We start from the raw sequence: 14,568 nt of genomic DNA on the forward strand, positions 1-14,568 counted from the left end.
CTGTATGACAGGGGGAAGGGACGATGTGGTCTGACATCGAGACCAAGAGGGACTACCTCAACTATGCCGAGGTAGCTGAGGTCGTTGCCGAGATCCTGGTTGACCCCGGCATGCGCCCGGTCTCCGTAGGAATCTTCGGCACGTGGGGGACGGGCAAATCCAGCCTCCTCAACCTCATTGAGGTTGAACTGAAGCAGCGAGCTGGCGACGATACGATCGTCATCCGCTTTGACGCTTGGCTATACCAAGGCTATGACGACGCGCGAGCGGCGTTGATGGACGTCATCGCTCGCTCACTTTACGAGGAAGCCAAAAACAAGGAGGGATTGTTCGGACTAGCCAAGCGGCTTCTAGCGCGTGTGAACACCATGCGGACTCTTGGCTTGGCCGTCGAGGTCTTGGCGGCTACGCATGGTATCCCGATGTTTGGTGCCGCCGCGAAGGCTGTGGGAGCCGTAGGCAACTTCATTGACGGGAGGCCGGGCGAAGAGGATGCGAAGGCTGTTGCCGAAGGAGGCAAAGCGGTCGCAGGCCTCGTAGATCCCGAGAAGAAGAAAAGCCCGCCGGAAGAGATTGATGCTTTCCGCCACGAGTTCGGCGAACTACTGGCCGGCCTGAAGAAGACCATGGTTGTTTTTGTGGACAACCTAGACCGCTGCTTGCCTGCCCAGACGATTCATACGCTGGAAGCGCTGCGTCTCTTCCTCTTCATGGACCAGTCCGCTTTCGTGGTGGCAGCGGATGAAGACATGGTGCGGCACTCTGTCTCCGAGCACTTCGGCGGAGTGGATGTGCGCCACGTTAAAGACTATCTCGATAAGTTGATTCAGGTGCCCGTGCGTGTGCCGCGGCTTGGTGTAGCCGAGATTCGGGCGTTCCTCTTCATGCTCTTCGCTGAGGCAGCGAAGATGCCTGAGAAAGATTTGTCTGCCTTGAGGGCACGCTTGGAGAACAACCTCCGGTCCAGCTGGAAGGAGCAGCCGCTATCTGTCGCCGACGCGGTTGGAGCTTTGGGGCCAGACGGGAAGAACTTGGTGGCCACGTTCGACATCGCCGACCGCATGGCGGCGCTCTTGGCCAAGTCGACGTATGTGGAGGGCAACCCACGCATCGTCAAGCGTCTGCTTAACGTGGTCCGCCTGAGAGCTCGCATTGCCGAACGGCGGGAGATGCCCGTAGATGAAGGGATGGTTGCGAAGTTCGCTTTGTTCGAGCGATGTGCGAGTCCGCGAGCCGTCACCAAGCTGTATTCGCTCATCAACGAGGCACCAAAGGGCCAGCCCCCGTTGGTCGTCGATATGGAAAGACTGCTGGAAGACCAGGAAGCGTTCAACAAGGTCCTTCCCAAGGAGTGGGAGGACGACACGTCGTTTTTGTGGGACTGGTTTGGTCTCAAACCCTCGCTTTCGGGCCACGACCTTCGTGCCCTTATCTATCTAAGCCGAGAGACCACTGCGCTGCGTAACGAATCTTCCGACCTTTCTCAAGCTGCCGCACAGGCATTTGAGCGCTTGCGGAAGGTAACCACGATGGCGTCGCCCGCTGCCAAGGCGGCCATCAGGGAAATCCCTGCCGCAGAGCGGTTAGGCGTCATGCGTGAACTGATCGAGCTCTTCAGGCCGCATCAGGATTGGCAGACCAAACCTGATGCCTTCACAGGCGCCGCCCTTCTAGCCGAGGCAGATGGCCAAGCTGGCGCCGCTGCAGGGTTGCTTGCGAGTTTTATCCGCAACCTGCCGAAGCAGCCACCATGGTTGCTGGTGCTCGTGCGGGACAAGGCTTGGTTCAAGGAGGAGAAGTAAATGGGCACATCCACTTCCAGCAGAGGGCCGGGTAACAACAGTCCTCTGGTGCCACCTTGGGCTGATGTGGATGGTGCGGGCCCAGGTCCCGAGCCAGAGTCCGACCGGTTCCGAGGGTTCCGAACATCGTTGGGCCGTTTCGTGGGCAGCGGTGACCGTTCCTATCTCACCAAGGCGCTGAGGCACTACGCACGGTCTTCAACGGGTGGGTCCACGGTGGGCCCACGTCGCTTCGGTGCAATGGCGCAGGTAGGCAGCGGGCTCTTTGGGGTCCTCGATCAACTGAGGACAAATCCTGCTAAGGCGCCGGTCAACCTTAGGGCGCTTGCCGGACGCCCAACGCGAGAAGCCATTGACGCCATCGTTGAGGCCTTGGTGCCCGAAAACGGTGACGCGGAACGGATACGCACGGCACTGAACGAAGCGTTGTCGGAATGCTTGGAAGGGGTCGAAACATTCGACTTCGGCGACATCACCGATGAGCTTTTGGTGGAGGTCATGATCGCCTACGTCGGCCGTTGTGTGTTCGAACAGATTGTGCTCGATTCAGACCGGGCCTTTGGGAAGGCGGCTTCTGCCGACCAGTTAGACCGGGCAGAAAAGGGGCTCTTTGAGCTGGTGAAGGTCGCCACAGACAAGCACATGCGGCCACTTCTGGATGGGCAGGTGCAAGGGATGACTGGCAAGCAAATCCAGACCGCCGAGTTGGCGGCTATTCGGGAGGTTTGGAAGGAATGGGAGGCCTACGAACCATGATTCAGGTGTATGTTCATCCTGACCTCGACGCCTTGCCCCCACGTTCAGATGGAGTGCTTCCGGTCCAGCTTTACGGTAGGAAGCCGTGGCAACACGGTTCTGCGACGATTGGCAGACCAGTCCTTGATGCCGTTTCGCGGATTAAGCATGTAGTGCCCGGACGGGCCTTCGACTTTCTTTCCATGTCGCTTGCGGTCACCGCCGCAGACACCTTCGTCAGCCGAGACACTGCCGCGGATGGCTGGGCACGCCAAATCGAATTGGTCGTAGGCCTGGCCGATCCAGACCCATGGCGCCCGGTTCTCAAGCGTTTGGAGCGTGCGCTGCTGTTCCTCAGTGGCGATGAGTGGAAGATCAATGTGGTCGGGGGCGGACATGCGCCACCCCCACTTCGCCCAAGGGTAAGAAACAAGCTTTCTCTCGACGACAGCGATTGCGTCTGCCTGTATTCCGGCGGTCTGGATAGCGCCATTGGAATGCTGGACCTTCAGGCGAACGGCAAGAAGCCGGTGCTGGTCAGCCATGCCTATCCGCGTGACGCTGGGAGACAGCAAGAGATCTTGGGACGCTTGGGCCTCGGGCTCTCCCGGTTCGGAGCCATCGCTCACCCGGCGAAGTGGTGGGAGCCAGCCAACGACGTCCAGATGCGCACTAGGAGCATCAATTTTCTCGGCATGGGTGCGCTGATGGCGGCAACCATGGCCGAACTCAATCTGGGCATTCGGAAGCCTGTGTTGTATGTCCCAGAGAACGGACTCATCGCGATCAATCCTCCGCTGACGAACCGACGCATCGGCGCCCTTAGCACGCGCACAACGCACCCTCATTACTTAAGCCTCATCCAAGAGATTTGGGATGCTGTCGGCATTCCTGCCCAGATCAAGAACCCGTTCGCTCAGACGACGAAAGGGGAGATGATCGCCCAGTGCCTAGACCAGCAACGGTTGCGCTCGATTGCTGATCGCACGGTCTCGTGCGGCAAGTGGAAGAGGCATGGTATCCAATGCGGTCGATGTGTTCCCTGCTTGATCCGGCGGGCATCCTTCCACGCAGCTCAGTGGGCCGATCGGACGCACTATGACAACCCGGGCGCAGACCTCCAGCAGGTTCTTGCAGACGAGACGAAGCGCGACGACTTGATGGCAATGATCCTGGCGGCCCACCGACTTCCCGCGGCCGACGTTGCCGCTTGGGTAGCCAAGACGGGTCCTTTACCCCAGGAAGCCAACGCTCGCGACGCGTTGGTAGACGTAGTGCATCGCGGCATGCGAGAAGTAAGGGACTTTTTGAGCGCCCAACGCCTCATCCGATGAGCAGTCCGCTTGTTGATATGCATTGCCACTTGGACCTGTATCCCAGCCCACGGGAGCAGGTTCAGCGCATCGCGCAGCGCAAAAGCTATGTGCTTTCCGTCACCACCACCCCCAAGGCTTGGCGTGGGACTTCCGACCTGGCTAAGGGAGTGCCGCGGATCAAGACCGCCTTGGGGCTCCACCCGCAGCTCGCCAAGGAACGCAAGTCAGAACTAACGTTGTTCGACCAGTTGCTTCCCGAAGCGCGTTATGTGGGGGAAGTGGGCTTAGATGGAGGTCCCGACTGTCGTGCCTTTTGGAAAGACCAAGTCAAGGTATTCGAGCACGTCCTCTCGGCTTGCGTGGCTGCGGGTGGCCGGATTTTGACCCTGCACAGCCGCGCGGCGGCGAGCAACGTGCTTGATGCCTTGGAGCACCATCCTGGCTATGGCGTGGCGGTCCTTCACTGGTTTTCTGGCACGCAACGTGAGCTCGCACGCGCGATCGAGATGGGATGTTGGTTCTCAGTGGGAAACGCGATGTTGCGAGGCAAAAAGGGAGCGGATCTGGCAGCTAAGATGCCCCACAATCGGATCCTGACGGAGACCGATGGCCCCTTTGCTGCGGTTGATGGCAACCCACTTCAACCTGCGGAATGCGAAGGCGCGTTGCGAGTACTTGCGCGGCTGTGGAATACGGACGAGCCCGCCGCGAGAGATCAGGTAGTTTCGTCCTTTCGTGAGCTTGTTTCATTCTAAGACAAAGGCACCATTTTCGTCGGCTTGATGCCCGCGCCCGCTTTCGGTGGCTAGTGGGTCTTCAGTCTGAATTTGATTGTTGCCGCCCTCCTATGTAGGCGAGAACGCTGCAGAGGTTTGACGAAAAAACGTAGCTCTGATCCACCTCGATCTTTCCTTGTCGATCAAGGTGGATAGCGTGTAGACCGGCGACAGTTGCACCCTCGTAGTCGCAACGCCACGTGTCGCCGATCATGAGCACCTCCTGGGGAAGATGGTTTAGCCGTCTACAGAGTTCAGCGTAGAAACCGGCATCAGGTTTCACAAAACCCACCTCAAAAGACATGCATGAGACGTCCAATAGATGGCCGAACTTCTCCTCAATGGGGCGGGCGTAGGGTAGGGCGAGATTCGAGGCGACGGCAATCCTCACGCCAAGTCCCCTGAGCTCTTTCAGAACCTCTTCCGCTTCTGGATAGGGCTGGGTAGATGCGAGTTCGGCTTGTAGGTCTGCGTGGAGGATCGCCATCTCGCTGGCGTCAAGAGTCAAGCCGCAGAGATGAACCATGGCGTCCAAGTCGATCGGTTCGCACATTGGCGATCTCGCCAGCGGCTGTGCCGCAGCCTTCGCTAATCGGGCATAGGGTCGCCGCTTGTCGCGTATCTCGACGAGAGTCCCGAATGCGTCGAAAGCGACGGCCTTGATTTGATTTTGCATCCAGGTTCCTTCATTCGACGGGCCCGTGCGTGATCTGGTCCCGGCAGCGAGCCCCACCATTCTGTGAGCGGTCTACCGGTCCGGCACGTCTTCAGGTTTCAGATGGGTGTAGCGCTTGAGCGTGGCCCAAGATTCGTGCAGCGTGAACTGAGCCACTTCTTGAATGCTGTGCCCACGCTCGAACAAGCGCGATGTCGCCTCGTGACGCAGATCGTGGAACCGCAGATCCTTAATCTCCAGCAGCTTGCAGGCGCGGGTGAAGGCCGCACCGATCGACTTGGGGTTGTAGGGGAAAACGAGTTCGCTATCCGCGGGCTGGCGGTGAATGATCTCCCAAGCTGCGGGCGGCATGCGAAAGCTGCGGCGATTGCCGATTTTCTGCCGTGGGTGCTTCACATCATCGAGCCAGGCGATACCCTTTTCCGGCACGAGGTCATGGCGACGCAGGCGTGTGATCTCCTCCTGCCGCCGTGCGGACGCAAGGGCAAACTGCACTATGTCGGCCATAGGGATGTCGGCTCGCCCGTCTCGCGCCCGGAAATGCTCCAGCAGCCTCGCTTCCTCAGCAGTGCTGATGCGCCGATCGCGCTGCTTCGATTTCTGAATCACCTTGCGGCTGCGGAGCTCATGGCGGGCATCGTCGAGCTTCGTGAGGTCTACAGGGATGCTCAACGCAGATCGTGCTGACTTCAGTATCTGGCCAATCCAGATGAAGTCGTTTCCTACGGTGGCTGGGCCTGCTCCTTCATCGCGCCTTTCGGCGGCATGTTGCAGGTAGTCCGCGACTGAGAGGTTGGCGGCTCTCTTCGCTGCAATGGGGTAGCCACGAAGTCGGCTGAGATCCGCTTCCTTGGTCCTGCCCCAGTTCGCAGACGCTTTGACCTCGGCGATGTACCAGTCAATGAGTTCTTTCAGCGTATGGCGGACGCCCAGTGGTTCGCCACGTGCGCGCTGCTGATCGAGTTCTGATTCGCGCCGCCGTAGCCACTCTGTGGCGAGCGCTTTCTTACTGAAGGTCTGTGCCTCGGTATGCACCAAGACGCCATCGCGCTTGAGCCTTATTTGCGCGGTGTACCCTATTGAGCCGTTGCTTCTACGGCGCTGCACGATAGTGCCCATATGGCGGTGCTACATAGCCGATTGCGTAGCAATTATCGTAGCACTGTAGCACGCAAAACACTCGAAAATTGCCGGAAATGCCCGAAAACGTAACAGCTCCAGATCGCCAAGAAACCCAGCTGCAAAGCCAAAAGTCGCTAGATTCGAGCGACTGGCGCGTCTGCGTCGCGCCGATGATGGACTGGACCGATCGCCACTGCCGTTATTTCCACCGGCTGCTGGCGCCGCATGCGCGCCTGTATACCGAGATGGTGACCAGCGCCGCGCTGGTGCGCGGCGGGCAGCTGCGCCTGCTCGAGCACAGCCAGCAGGAGCATCCGGTGGCCCTGCAGCTCGGCGGCAGCGAGCCGCAGGAGCTGGCTGAGGCGGCCGTGCTCGGCGCCCGGGCCGGCTACGACGAGATCAACCTCAACGTGGGCTGCCCGTCGGATCGGGTGCAGGCAGGTCGGTTCGGCGCCTGCCTGATGCTGGAGCCAGAACTGGTCGGCGCTTGCGTAGCCGCCATGGGTGACGCGCTGTCGGGCACCGGACGACCGGTTCCGGTGACGGTGAAATGCCGCATCGGCGTCGACGACCAGGACGACTACGCCGGCCTGCAGCGCTTCACCGAAACGATGCTCCGGGCCGGCGTCACCGTGCTGATGGTGCATGCGCGCAAAGCCTGGCTGCAGGGCCTGAGCCCGAAGGAAAACCGCGAGATCCCGCCGCTGGACTATGCCCGCGTCTACCAGCTCAAGCGCGAGTTCCCTGAACTGACGGTGGTGATCAACGGCGGCATCACCACCGTTGCGCAGGTACGCGAACATCTGGCCCAGGTGGACGGGGTCATGCTCGGCCGTGCCGCTTATCACGACCCCTATCTGCTCGCGCAGCTGGAGACGGCGCTCTACCAGGCGCCGCTGCTCTCCCGCGAGGCCGTGCTCGAGCGCATGCAGCCGTATGTGGAATCGGAACTGGCGCGCGGGACGGCGCTCAAGCACATAAGCCGCCACCTGCTGGGCCTGTACCAGGGCCAGCCGGGCGCGCGGGGGTTCCGCCGCACGCTCAGCGAGGGGGCGCACCTGCACGGAGCGGGCTGGTCACTGCTCGAACAGGCGATCGCGCCGACCCGTGCAGCGGCATGACGAGCCGCGCGGATCAGGCCACTATTCAGCCCCGGGCCCTTACCCTCGGGCGACCCCGGGTTGCCCGGCGGCCGGATCACGCATGCATGACACTCAACACGCTTATGCTGTCGCGCCTGCTTGCTGCGATGGCGCTGTCGCTCGCCGCTCCCGCCTGGGCGCAGCAAGGCGGCGCGCCCACGCTGGACCAGGCGGTCAAGCAGGTGCAGCAGGACACGGGAGGCAAGGTACTTTCGGCGGACCGGCGCGAGTTCGGCCGCAAGAGCGAGTTCCGGGTCAAGGTGCTCACGCCTGAAGGGCACGTCCGCGTGGTGGTCGTGCCTGGCGGCAAGCCCGCCGCGGTGCCAGCGCGGCCCGCCAGCAGCAGCCCCCGCAGCAGGCCGCGCCCGGCCATCAACGACACAGGAAAGAGAGGGAGTCACTAATGCGTATCCTTTTGGTGGAGGACGAAGCCCCGTTGCGCGAGACACTGGCGGCCCGTCTCAAACGTGACGGCTTTGCGGTGGACGCGGCGCAGGATGGCGAGGAAGGGATCTACCTCGGTCGCGAGGTGCCGTTCGACCTGGCGATCATCGACCTGGGCCTGCCCAAGATGTCGGGCATGGATCTGATCAAGGCGCTGCGCGAGGCTGGCCAACGCTACCCGATCCTGATCCTGACCGCGCGTGGCGGCTGGCAGGACAAGGTCGAGGGGCTCAAGCACGGTGCCGACGATTACCTGGTCAAGCCGTTCCACGTCGAGGAACTGCTGGCGCGCATCAATGCGCTGGTGCGTCGAGCCAGCGGCTGGTCCAAGCCGGTGCTCGCCTGCGGACCGATCAAGCTCGACACCACCGCCCAGACGGTGTCGGTGGAGGGTAAGATCGTCGACCTCACCAGCTACGAGTACAAGGTGCTGGAATACCTCATGCTGCATGCCGGCGAACTGGTCTCCAAGGCCGACCTGACCGAGCACATCTACCAGCAGGATTTCGACCGCGACTCCAATGTGCTCGAGGTGTTCATCGGCCGCCTGCGTCGCAAGCTCGATCCGGAATCCACCCTCAAACCCATCGAGACGGTACGTGGACGCGGATATCGCTTTGCCATCCCCCGCAGCGACGGCGACGAGGACTGAGTCGCCCACGCCGCGCCGCCCGCTGTCGCTGGCGGCGCGCGCGGCGATGGCCACCGGGCTGGCACTGGCCGGCTTCCTCGGCATCATCGGGGTCACCCTGTCGCAGGCCAAATACCAGACCGCCCTGAGCGGGCTGCGCGACCGGCTGGAAAACGACGTGCTCGCCTATCTGGCGCTGATCGACGTGGGCCGCAACGGGCGCCTGTTGTTGCCGTATTCCTCGCCGGACCCGAGTTTTTCGCGCCCGGGCTCGGGCCTTTACGCGGTCGCCCGGGGCGATGGCGGATTCCACTGGGAGTCGTCCTCGGCGATCGGCCGCGACTTCAGCTTCCTCTCGCCGCTTGCCCCCGGGGAGACGCGCTTCGTGGGGCCGATCGATACCCGCATGGGCCGGCTCTACTACTACAGCTATGGCGTGGTGTTCGAGTCGCAGGACAACAAGTCCGTGCAGCTGACCTTCACCGTCGCCCAGACCGAAGACCAGTTCAAGGGCGAGAACGCCACCTACCGCCGCTCGCTCATCGTGTATCTCGCCACCCTTGGCGTGATGCTGATCGTGCTGCAGATGCTGCTGCTGCGCTGGAGCCTTACGCCGCTGCGCAAGGTGGCCGCCGACATGAGCCGGGTCGAGCGGGGCAAGAGCGATTTCCTGGACAGCCAGTACCCGCTCGAGCTGACCGGTCTCACCGGGCGGATCAACGGTTTCATCGAGAGCGAGCGCGAACAGCGCACGCGCTACCGGAACACGCTTGCTGATCTCGCGCACAGCCTGAAAACGCCGCTGGCGGTGATCCGGTCACGACTGGAATCGGCCGGCGATGCGCCCGCCCTGAGCCACGATGTGCTTGATCAGGTGCGGCGGATGGACGAGCTGGTGGCCTATCAGCTCGCGCGCGCGGCCACTACTGGACGCCAGCCGTTCGCCAGCGCCATCCCGATCGCCGGGCATGCTGAGGATCTGGTGCAGAGCCTGGAAAAGGTCTACGCGGCCAAGAACGTGCTGTGCGAGTTCGAGATTGACGAGGGCGTCGCGTTCTACGGCGAGCAGGGCGACCTGCTCGAGCTGCTGGGCAACCTGCTGGAGAATGCCTTCAAGTGGTCGCGTCACCGCGTACTGCTGGTGATCCAGGCCCGGCCGCAAGCGGGCAAGCAGCGGCCGGGAGTGTGGATGAGCGTGGAGGACGACGGGCCCGGCATCGAGGCCGATCAGGTCGACCGCATCCTGCAGCGTGGCGTGCGCGGCGACGAGCGCGTGCAGGGGCACGGCATCGGCTTGTCGATCGTGCAGGACATCGTGCGGGCGTATCAGGGCGACCTGGCGGTGGACCGCTCGAGCGAACTAGGCGGCGCGCGCTTCAGCGTGAAGTTACCACCGGGCTGACGCGCGGCCGGTAGCCCCGGATCAGGCGACGTGCCCGCAGGGCAGGCCGCGGACGTATTGCTACTGGATCGAGCCCGGCAGCAGCGATTGCCAGCCCACGCTGGAATGGTTGCCCGAGTTGGGCTGCCGGGCGCTGCTGCTGACGGGGGTCGTGCTGCTTCCGGTACCGGCATCACTGGCGCTGGCCCCGTCGTCCGCGTCCTGACGCGGGCCAACCGCGTCGCCACCGCCACCAGAAGCGCCGCTGTCGACGTTGCGCGCAGGCGCGGGAGCCGCACCGTTGCGCTGCATGCCGAGCGCCTGCGCGTCGGCACCGCTCGAGCCGGGCGACGCCATCGCGGGCGTGGCAGCGGCTGCGGCCAGGGCACATCCTAGAATCCAGTGTGTGGCGCTCATGGCGACTCCAACCCCTTGATTCGCATGAATCAGGTCATCGAGCGTGACAGAAAGGACCGGCCGATGCCAGTGCCCGCCTTGGCGGTCCCAAGGGGCGCCTCGGGTCGCGGTTTCGGCGCGTCAGCGGGGCGATTCGGTCTGGCGGCGCGCCGGCGCAGGCTAGAATCGCCGGCATGGTTTCCATCCATCTGATCCGTTACGGCGGCACGCTGGCACCGCCCCGGGGTGTGTCCGATGCAGGCGCCTGAGCTGCTAGCCATGCTGGCCTCTGGCGAGGCGGTGTCGGGCGCGCGCCTGGCCGATTCGGCCGGACTCACCCGCGCCGCGATCTGGAAGCAGGTCGAGGCACTGCGCGGCCGTGGCTTGCCGATCGAAGCACGCAGCGGCGCAGGCTACGTGCTGCCTTGGCCGATCGAGCTGCTGCAGCGCTCGCGCATCCTGGACGGGCTGGACGCTGCGACGCGCGCGTGCCTGGGCCCGCTGGAGGTGCATTGGGAGCTCGATTCCACCTCCAGCGAGCTGCAGCGGCGCGGGGGCTCTGCGCCCGACCTGAGCATGGTCCTTGCGGAAACGCAGACGGCCGGGCGCGGTCGCCGGGGCCGGGCGTGGCTGTCGCCGCCGGGGCTGAACCTGTATCTGTCGTGCGTGAAGCGCTTCGACGCCGGGCTGGGCAGTCTCGCGGGGCTGTCGCTGGCGGTGGGCGTGATCGTGCTGCGGGCGCTGGAGGCGCTGGGCATCGACGGTGCCGGGCTGAAGTGGCCCAACGATGTGCTGACGACGCAGGGCAAGCTGGCGGGGATCCTGGTCGAGCTCAGCGGCGAATACCAGGGGCCGTGCGCGGCGGTGGTCGGCATCGGCCTCAACCTGCGTCTGACCGACGCCCTGCGGGAGCAGGCCGGCCAGCCCGTCGCCGACCTCGCCTCCTTGTGCGGCGGCGTCCCGCCGGGTCGACATCGCGCTGCCAGCGCGCTGGTGCAGGCGCTGGCGCAGGGACTGCTGCAGTTTGAGCGCGCCGGCTTTGCCGGGTTCATCGATGACTACGCACGCCACGACCTGTTGCGCGACATGCCGCTGGCGTTGAGCGGCGCGCACGGGTCCTTCCATGGCACCGGCGCCGGCGTCGACGCCCGCGGCGCGCTGCGGGTTCGGCTCGAGGACGGGCAGATCCGGGCGCTGGACAGCGCCGATGTGACGGTGCGCCGCGTATGAAGCTGCTGCTGGATCTGGGAAACACCCGGCTGAAGTGGTTGGTGGTGGACGGCGCAACCCCGCTCGCCACCGGCGCGACCGCCTGGACGGCCCCTTTCATTACCGAACTTCAAGAGGCCTGGGCTGCATGGCCCGGCACCCGGCAGGTGATCGCTGCCTCGGTGGTGGACGACGCCCGCGAACAGGCGATCGCCGCACTGGTTTCGCGGCGCTTCGGTGTCGCGGTCGACTGGGTGCGCAGTCCCGCGGCGGGGGCGGGCGTGCGAAGTGCCTATGCCGAGCCGCAGCGCCTGGGGGTGGACCGGTTCCTCACGATGGTAGCTGCCCATGCCGATGGGCTTGGTGCATGCGTGCTGGTTGGCGTCGGGACCGCGCTCACGCTCGATGCGCTTGCCGCCGACGGCCGGCACCTGGGCGGCCTGATCGCACCAGGACCGCACCTGATGCGCCAGTCGCTGGCCTCCGCCACGGCGCGGGTGCGGACGGAGCTGCCGGGGCATATCAGCGCGTGGGCCGACAACACCGCCGATGCCGTGGCTTCGGGCTGCTGGGGCGCATGTGCCGGTCTGGTCGAACGCTTCGTGCGCCAGGTGGCCGAGCCACTGGGGAGCACGCCACTCGTGCTGGTCGGTGGTGGCGACGCGGCCATCCTGCGCGAGCTGCTGCCGATGCCCACGCGGTTGTACGTTGATGGCGTGCTGCGCGGGCTTGCCACCTGGAGCGGTGCGCCGATACCGGCCGCCGCCAGCCACTAGAATGCACCACGCAATCCGCTGGGAGGTGTCGATGTTCCTGCGTCTGCTGTTCGTGCTGCTGGTCGCGCTCAACATCGCGGTGGGCGCCTGGCTGGTGCTCGGTCAGGACGATGCGCACGTGCGCAGCGTGGCTGATCCTGGCGTGCCCGTGCTGCACCTGCTGACCGAGCGGCCGGATCTGGCCGACCCTGGCGCCGCTACCGCTGCCAGTGCCGTCGACAGCGGCCGCGCCGATGCGGTGGTGCCGGGCGAATCGTCGACCAGTGCGGCCGCCGCGGTGGATGAGGGTAGCGGCGCAGCCGGCTCACGTTGCGTTGCGCTGGGCCCGTTCGCCAGCCTGCAGGCACTGCGCAGCGCCCGCGCCGCGCTCGCCGGCGAGAGCGCGCGCAGCCGCTCCCGCCAGGAGCAGTCGCAGCAGTCGCGCGGCTGGTGGGTATACCTGCCCGCCGAATCGAGCCGTCCGGCCGCGCTGGCCCAGGCGCAGCGACTGGCCGATGCAGGCATCACCGACTACTTCGTGGTCAGCTCAGGCGACCAGCCCAACACGATTTCGCTCGGACTGTTCAAGGATCCGGCGAACGCGCGCAAGCGCCGTGACCAGTTGCAGGCGGCGGGCTTCACCGCGCAGATGAGCGAACGGGTGGAAAGCGTGCCGGAATACTGGCTCGATCTGGTTGCCGCCACCGGCGACGGCACGCGCTTGCAGTCACGCCTGAAGACGCTCGGCGTCGGGTCCCACAGCACCGGCTGCTTCTGACCGTCCGCCTCGGCGCGGGATGCCCTGTTAGAATGTGCGGCCAGCGCCGGCATAGCTCAGTTGGTAGAGCAACTGATTTGTAATCAGTAGGTCGCAGGTTCGATTCCTGCTGCCGGCACCATCCTGGTTCTTTTTTGCGAGGCCGCGCGGCCCGGGCCGCTCTCCGGCTCGACCGGCCGGGCGATGCATGTTCCGCCGGCACGCGGCGGCAGCGATACCTTTTCACCCTGCGCGCAGGCGCATCGCGGGGCGTGCGTTCCAGACGCGGCGCGATCGAGACGACGAGGCGACATGACCAAGCAGAGCATTTCCCTGGTGGGCGTTCCCACCGACATCGGCGCCGGCCATCGTGGTGCCTCGATGGGCCCGGAGGCGCTGCGCGTGGCGCGGCTGGCCGAGCGGCTGGTCAAGCGCGGGCTCGAGGTGGTCGATCGCGGCAACGTGGTGGGCCCGCTCAACCCGTGGCAGCCGCCGACCGACGGCTACCGCCACCTGCCCGAAGTGGTGGCGTGGAACAAGGCCGCCTACGAGGCCCTTTACGCCGAGCTGGCCGCGGGACACCTGCCGATCATGCTGGGCGGCGACCACTGCCTGGCGATCGGCTCGATCACCGCCGTGGCGCGCCACTGCCGCGAGCAGGGCAAGACGCTGCGCGTGCTCTGGCTCGATGCGCACACCGACTTCAACACCGCGCTGGCCACGCCGTCGGGCAATGTGCACGGCATGCCGGTCGCGTGCCTGTGCGGTAATGGCCCGAAGGAGCTCACCGAACTGGGCGGCAGCGCGCCGGCGACCTCGCCCGAGGTTTACCGGCAGATCGGCATCCGCTCGGTCGACGACGTGGAAAAGCAGCTGGTGCGCGATGCCCGCGTGCAGGTGTTCGACATGCGCCACATCGACGAGAACGGCATGAAGCGCACGATGGAACTCGCGCTCGCCGGCATGGACGACAACACCCACCTGCACGTGAGCTTCGACGTCGATTTCCTCGATCCGACGATCGCCCCGGGCGTGGGTACCACGGTGCGCGGCGGCCCCAACTACCGTGAGGCGCAGCTGTGCATGGAGATGATCGCGGACACCGGGCGGATGGGTTCGCTCGACATCGTCGAACTCAACCCCGCCTACGACAAGCGCAACCAGACCGCCAAGCTCGCGGTGGACCTGGTCGAGTCGCTGTTCGGCAAATCCACCCTGATCCACTGAGCAGCAGCGCGCACGCATGCAGACCCGAGTCCTCACCGGCATCACCACCACCGGCACGCCGCACCTGGGCAACTACGTCGGCGCGATCCGCCCGGCGATCGCCGCCAGCCGCCGCGCCGAGGTGGACGCGTTCTACTTCATGGCCGACTACCACGCGCTGATCAAGAGCGACGACCCGGCGCGCATCGAGCGCTCGCGG

Annotated in this window: 15 protein-coding genes, 1 tRNA gene and 1 pseudogene; 14 read left to right on the plus strand and 3 right to left on the minus strand. The window is 64.8% G+C overall.

Features of this window, described 5'->3' with window-relative positions:
* The first annotated feature begins 23 nt into the window (after positions 1-23).
* From VFG40_RS12105 to qatD, 4 genes are all read left to right on the plus strand, one after another.
* Positions 24-1,802, plus strand: a complete 1,779-nt coding sequence (locus VFG40_RS12105; RefSeq protein WP_324897770.1) for a KAP family P-loop NTPase fold protein — start codon at positions 24-26, stop codon at positions 1,800-1,802.
* A 216-nt stretch (positions 1,803-2,018) separates the two neighbouring features.
* Positions 2,019-2,558, plus strand: coding sequence for a Qat anti-phage system associated protein QatB (locus tag VFG40_RS12110; RefSeq protein ID WP_324897772.1), 540 nt, complete (start codon positions 2,019-2,021; stop codon positions 2,556-2,558).
* Positions 2,555-3,871: a Qat anti-phage system QueC-like protein QatC gene (qatC, locus tag VFG40_RS12115; protein WP_324897774.1), complete on the plus strand. Its 1,317-nt coding sequence runs from the start codon at positions 2,555-2,557 to the stop codon at positions 3,869-3,871. Before VFG40_RS12110 ends, qatC begins: the two co-directional genes overlap by 4 nt.
* Positions 3,868-4,608 carry a Qat anti-phage system TatD family nuclease QatD gene (gene qatD / locus VFG40_RS12120; protein ID WP_324897776.1) on the plus strand — a complete coding sequence of 247 codons (741 nt, stop codon included), beginning with the start codon at positions 3,868-3,870 and terminating at the stop codon, positions 4,606-4,608. The genes qatC and qatD overlap by 4 nt, the downstream gene beginning before the upstream one ends.
* Before the next feature lie 61 nt (positions 4,609-4,669).
* Here the strand turns inward: qatD and VFG40_RS12125 are convergent, their stop codons facing one another.
* A complete protein-coding gene (locus VFG40_RS12125) occupies positions 4,670-5,305 on the minus strand; it encodes an HAD family hydrolase (protein WP_324897778.1) in 636 nt (211 codons plus the stop codon).
* A 72-nt stretch (positions 5,306-5,377) separates the two neighbouring features.
* On the minus strand, positions 5,378-6,340 hold the full coding sequence (locus VFG40_RS12130) for a site-specific integrase (protein ID WP_324897801.1): 963 nt from the start codon (positions 6,338-6,340) through the stop codon (positions 5,378-5,380).
* A gap of 161 nt (positions 6,341-6,501) precedes the next feature.
* On the opposite strand from VFG40_RS12130, the gene dusA reads away from it, so the two are divergent.
* The 4 genes from dusA (at position 6,502) to VFG40_RS12150 (ending at position 10,046) form a co-directional block, all read left to right on the plus strand.
* A complete protein-coding gene (gene dusA, locus VFG40_RS12135; protein WP_414649292.1) occupies positions 6,502-7,548 on the plus strand; it encodes a tRNA dihydrouridine(20/20a) synthase DusA in 1,047 nt (348 codons plus the stop codon).
* An 86-nt stretch (positions 7,549-7,634) separates the two neighbouring features.
* Positions 7,635-7,973, plus strand: coding sequence for a PepSY domain-containing protein (locus tag VFG40_RS12140; protein WP_324897782.1), 339 nt, complete (start codon positions 7,635-7,637; stop codon positions 7,971-7,973).
* On the plus strand, positions 7,973-8,665 hold the full coding sequence (locus VFG40_RS12145) for a response regulator transcription factor (protein ID WP_324897785.1): 693 nt from the start codon (positions 7,973-7,975) through the stop codon (positions 8,663-8,665). Before VFG40_RS12140 ends, VFG40_RS12145 begins: the two co-directional genes overlap by 1 nt.
* Positions 8,631-10,046, plus strand: coding sequence for an ATP-binding protein (locus VFG40_RS12150; RefSeq protein WP_324897787.1), 1,416 nt, complete (start codon positions 8,631-8,633; stop codon positions 10,044-10,046). Before VFG40_RS12145 ends, VFG40_RS12150 begins: the two co-directional genes overlap by 35 nt.
* Before the next feature lie 60 nt (positions 10,047-10,106).
* Here the strand turns inward: VFG40_RS12150 and VFG40_RS12155 are convergent, their stop codons facing one another.
* Entirely contained in the window at positions 10,107-10,442 is a 336-nt protein-coding gene (locus VFG40_RS12155; protein ID WP_324897789.1) for a hypothetical protein, read from the minus strand.
* Positions 10,443-10,676: 234 nt separating this feature from the next.
* Here VFG40_RS12155 and VFG40_RS12160 point away from each other — a divergent pair, with 234 nt between their 5' ends.
* From VFG40_RS12160 to VFG40_RS12185, 6 genes and pseudogenes are all read left to right on the plus strand, one after another.
* Positions 10,677-11,651 (plus strand): biotin--[acetyl-CoA-carboxylase] ligase, encoded by a 975-nt coding sequence (locus VFG40_RS12160; RefSeq protein ID WP_324897791.1) that lies wholly within the window; start codon positions 10,677-10,679, stop codon positions 11,649-11,651.
* Positions 11,648-12,406, plus strand: a complete 759-nt coding sequence (locus tag VFG40_RS12165) for a type III pantothenate kinase (protein WP_324897793.1) — start codon at positions 11,648-11,650, stop codon at positions 12,404-12,406. Before VFG40_RS12160 ends, VFG40_RS12165 begins: the two co-directional genes overlap by 4 nt.
* 31 nt (positions 12,407-12,437) lie before the next feature.
* Positions 12,438-13,163: an SPOR domain-containing protein gene (locus VFG40_RS12170; RefSeq protein ID WP_324897795.1), complete on the plus strand. Its 726-nt coding sequence runs from the start codon at positions 12,438-12,440 to the stop codon at positions 13,161-13,163.
* Between the two features lie 45 nt (positions 13,164-13,208).
* Positions 13,209-13,284 (plus strand) — tRNA-Thr (locus VFG40_RS12175).
* 170 nt (positions 13,285-13,454) lie between these two features.
* Positions 13,455-14,369 carry an arginase gene (gene rocF / locus VFG40_RS12180; protein ID WP_324897797.1) on the plus strand — a complete coding sequence of 305 codons (915 nt, stop codon included), beginning with the start codon at positions 13,455-13,457 and terminating at the stop codon, positions 14,367-14,369.
* Between the two features lie 16 nt (positions 14,370-14,385).
* Positions 14,386-14,568: pseudogene (locus tag VFG40_RS12185) on the plus strand (tryptophan--tRNA ligase); the annotation flags it as partial.

The organism is Dyella sp., from assembly GCF_035685805.1.
Taxonomy (GTDB): Bacteria; Pseudomonadota; Gammaproteobacteria; order Xanthomonadales; family Rhodanobacteraceae; genus Dyella_A.

Bases quoted from the DNA above. Each gene is read 5' to 3' on its own strand.
- VFG40_RS12105 (WP_324897770.1), top strand. From the start codon at position 24: ATGTGGTCTGACATCGAGACCAAGAGGGACTACCTCAACTATGCCGAG.
- qatC (WP_324897774.1), top strand. From the start codon at position 2,555: ATGATTCAGGTGTATGTTCATCCTGACCTCGACGCCTTGCCCCCACGT.
- qatD (WP_324897776.1), top strand. From the start codon at position 3,868: ATGAGCAGTCCGCTTGTTGATATGCATTGCCACTTGGACCTGTATCCC.
- VFG40_RS12125 (WP_324897778.1), bottom strand. From the start codon at position 5,305: ATGCAAAATCAAATCAAGGCCGTCGCTTTCGACGCATTCGGGACTCTC.
- dusA (WP_414649292.1), top strand. From the start codon at position 6,502: ATGCCCGAAAACGTAACAGCTCCAGATCGCCAAGAAACCCAGCTGCAA.
- VFG40_RS12140 (WP_324897782.1), top strand. From the start codon at position 7,635: ATGACACTCAACACGCTTATGCTGTCGCGCCTGCTTGCTGCGATGGCG.
- VFG40_RS12145 (WP_324897785.1), top strand. From the start codon at position 7,973: ATGCGTATCCTTTTGGTGGAGGACGAAGCCCCGTTGCGCGAGACACTG.
- VFG40_RS12155 (WP_324897789.1), bottom strand. From the start codon at position 10,442: ATGAGCGCCACACACTGGATTCTAGGATGTGCCCTGGCCGCAGCCGCT.
- VFG40_RS12160 (WP_324897791.1), top strand. From the start codon at position 10,677: ATGCAGGCGCCTGAGCTGCTAGCCATGCTGGCCTCTGGCGAGGCGGTG.
- VFG40_RS12165 (WP_324897793.1), top strand. From the start codon at position 11,648: ATGAAGCTGCTGCTGGATCTGGGAAACACCCGGCTGAAGTGGTTGGTG.
- VFG40_RS12170 (WP_324897795.1), top strand. From the start codon at position 12,438: ATGTTCCTGCGTCTGCTGTTCGTGCTGCTGGTCGCGCTCAACATCGCG.
- rocF (WP_324897797.1), top strand. From the start codon at position 13,455: ATGACCAAGCAGAGCATTTCCCTGGTGGGCGTTCCCACCGACATCGGC.